Raw genomic sequence first — 3139 nt, 5'->3', positions numbered from 1 at the left:
ATTTGCAACAGAACCTTTGAAATGCTGTGAGAAGCTCTCATTTGCATCGAAGTAAAGTTTATTAAACCAAATCATTATCGTGTTTAATTCTATAAACAGTCTGCCTTGTTATATTAACTTCTTTCGCAATCTTACTGATAGCTGTGCCTTCTTTTAACATTTCCACAACTCGATGATAAATAATGCGTTTTTGAGGATCCTTTGCATTCGTTGAATAAAGTAACGGACGCCCTTTATATACACCTTTTTCTTTCGCAACTTGAATACCTTGAGCTTGTCGACGTTTACTTTCATTTCGTTCTTGTTCTGAGACCATTGCTAATATTTGTATGATTAAATCTTTCATAAACTTATCTAATAAAGGATTGCCAATGACTCCATTCATCATAGGTAAACTAGTAATCATCAATTGAACTTCTTTATCTTTTAAATAATTAACTGTGTTAATCACTTCATCATAATTACGACCTAAACGATCAATCGATTCTACTACAAATCTATCGCCCATTCTCACAAAGTTAAGTACTTCTTGAAATACTGGTCTATTTTCTACTGACTTTCCCGATTGTTTCTCTGTAAATATTTTCTCTACGCCAAATGTTTTCAAATTATCTATCTGTCTCTCTAAATTTTGATCTGTCGAAGATACTCTTGCATAACCTATAATCATTCATATTCACTCCACAATTAATATACACCCTAATCATACGTTTTAGTTGCTATAAATTCAACAACTGTATCTGTATGATTAGGGTGTACTCTAGTCATTTATTTTGTAAACCTTCCATATATAAGAACCAAAATAGTATAAATAAATATTATTAAAAACATAGTCGTGAACATAGACTGAATAAAACAAATAATAATATGATATACAACAGTAGGAGTGGACCCTAATATTTCTACAGACGTATTATTCAGTTTAAATATTAAATAATCGAAGAGAAATGAACTTCCTATTATAGATACGAGTCCAATGATAGGTAAAGTAAGAAATAATAATTTTCCCTTTTCGTAGTTTCTATATAATGCTAGAAATCTATCCTCATCTTTGTACATATGATCCAATAGAATTTTAGCAATTTTATAAGAAACTGGCACAGCTATAATTATTAATATAAAAATTGCAAATGGATTGGAAAAACTTAAAAAATATGTAATATAAATTGAAATCAAGGGAATTGTCGATAAAAAGCATATATCTAATATAAGTTTTTTGTCTTCCCTTCCATTACTTTTCTTTTCAAGAAATTCTATATCTTTTTGATACTCTTCGTTGTTTTGAATGTTTTTTAAATATGATTTAACCTTTTTCATTTAATACTCCCATCTTGTCTTTGTATTCAACTAATTAGCCTTAATGTTAGCAATTTTATAGTATCAAAGAAAATCAATAATTCTAATTATAGAATTGCACTTACTTTTCTTATATTTTTGCATTCATCTACACTTGGTGATATACTGAATTTAACAAATAGTGTACTAGCATGATAAACACCGAGCCCGATAACTACTGCGAATAGTTATCGGGCTCTTTTGGTGTATTAGCTATATGTCGTCGCTAAATTACTTCTCACGATTATTCAGCCAATGAGAAAATAATGTGAGTATAACTCCTACTACGATAGGAGCTATAATAGTTACAAATAGTGTACTGAACATGATGTCACCTCCTTCCATGCTAAATACAGCACAGAAGTGAACGACGACCTTTGTATTATACCATTTCTAATAATTGAGTTACAGATGACTTCCGATAAGTCATTTTATGTTATATCTTTGCTTTTTTATAGTATCAAGACAAGAAGAAACTCGTTTCACTCGTTTCAAAAACCCTCCTGATTTTTAGAGAAAAATTCTTTTATTTCATCGTCTTTAATAAAATAATATGCCATCTTTCCTTTTTTATAAAAATCAAGTACATCATTTTTATATAAAAGTCTTAAATGATGTGAAGTTGAAGCAACACTTATTTTCAATATCAAAGAAATATCACAAACACACAACTCATCTTCTTTAATCAAAGATAATATGATTTTCAATTTCTTCTCATCACAAATTTTTTCTAAAATGTTAAGTAATTTCTTAGATTTATCATCTTCTAAAAAACTTAAAGCATTGTTAACTTTATCCTCATGTACACAGATCACATCACAAGCATTTTCATAGCTCATATAAAATCACACCCTAAATTAAAATATAAATCCTAAAATTGTCCCAATAGTGTCATTTTCAATAATAATAAATAAACCTAAAGCTATGTAAATAACAGCCATAATCCAACGACTAAATTTCTCAACAATTTCTCCAACTCCTGGAATATTAGCTAATTTTTGTGCAGTAAATACCAAGAAGAAAATTAAAATTAAAAAGACAAACAAAGTAATTAATAAATCAGTAACACTTAATGTCACAAAATACGGAACAAATAAACCAATATTATCAGCACCACAACTTGCTATTGTAACAATTGCAACCGTACCAACTAATTTAGACAATCCTTTTTCATTCAATTCTTTTTTAGCTCTCTTTTCTCCTTCACAATCATCATAAATAGCTACTTTAATTCCTAAATAAATCGGTATTAACCCTAATAATCCTAATATCCATTTTTCAGGAACATAATTTAAGACAAAGGCAAAGAATAAACTTACGACAATCAATGCCACAGATCCTACATATTGACCAATATAAATATCTCGATATTCTTTCCTAGTCTTTGCTCTAGCAAAAAATATTAATAAAATCACTAATAAATCTACTGCTGTCGCAATATAAAGAATAGCAGCAGTTACAATAGTCTGAATCATAATTACACCTCATTCAAAAATATTTTTGAATGTATTATAACTTATGTTTTCAAATAATCATAGATGCTTTATTCCAATTGCTTTATTGACGTTGAGCCTCGGAACCCTTAACAATCCCAAAACTTGTCGAATGGTCGGCTTAATAGCTCACGCTATGCCGACATTCGTCTCCAAGTTTAGTTAAGGGTTCTTCTCAACGCACAATAAATTTTCTCGGCATAAATGCGTGTTCTAATTAATAAATATTCCATAAATCAAAAGTGCAATTGCTGAAATCAAAACCAATATGCTAGAAAGTATATCTAGCCTTTTATGGTTCTGTTGCAAAG

5 protein-coding genes are annotated in these 3139 nt (G+C 29.3%); all 5 read right to left on the bottom strand.

What is annotated here, in order from left to right:
• Positions 1 to 61: 61 nt before the first annotated feature.
• The 5 genes from AC3WQX_RS11980 to AC3WQX_RS11960 all read right to left on the bottom strand — a co-directional run bounded on the left by AC3WQX_RS11980 (position 62) and on the right by AC3WQX_RS11960 (position 2810).
• Positions 62 to 670 (bottom strand): recombinase family protein, encoded by a 609-nt coding sequence (locus tag AC3WQX_RS11980; RefSeq protein WP_049326558.1) that lies wholly within the window; start codon positions 668 to 670, stop codon positions 62 to 64.
• A 98-nt stretch (positions 671 to 768) separates the two neighbouring features.
• Positions 769 to 1317: a hypothetical protein gene (locus AC3WQX_RS11975; protein ID WP_002441962.1), complete on the bottom strand. Its 549-nt coding sequence runs from the start codon at positions 1315 to 1317 to the stop codon at positions 769 to 771.
• 249 nt (positions 1318 to 1566) lie between these two features.
• The gene (locus AC3WQX_RS11970; protein ID WP_000493115.1) at positions 1567 to 1662 is read right to left on the bottom strand and encodes a type I toxin-antitoxin system Fst family toxin; all 96 of its coding nucleotides are present in this window, start codon (positions 1660 to 1662) and stop codon (positions 1567 to 1569) included.
• A 164-nt stretch (positions 1663 to 1826) separates the two neighbouring features.
• Positions 1827 to 2174 (bottom strand): ArsR/SmtB family transcription factor, encoded by a 348-nt coding sequence (locus AC3WQX_RS11965; protein WP_002441960.1) that lies wholly within the window; start codon positions 2172 to 2174, stop codon positions 1827 to 1829.
• 18 nt (positions 2175 to 2192) lie between these two features.
• Positions 2193 to 2810, bottom strand: coding sequence for a CadD family cadmium resistance transporter (locus tag AC3WQX_RS11960; RefSeq protein ID WP_002441958.1), 618 nt, complete (start codon positions 2808 to 2810; stop codon positions 2193 to 2195).
• Between the last annotated feature and the right edge of the window lie 329 nt (positions 2811 to 3139).

Source organism: Staphylococcus sp. FW104-15G4D (assembly GCF_058790135.1).
The sequence above is the reverse complement of the archived record's forward strand: the minus strand, read 5'-3'. Positions and strand labels throughout refer to the sequence as shown.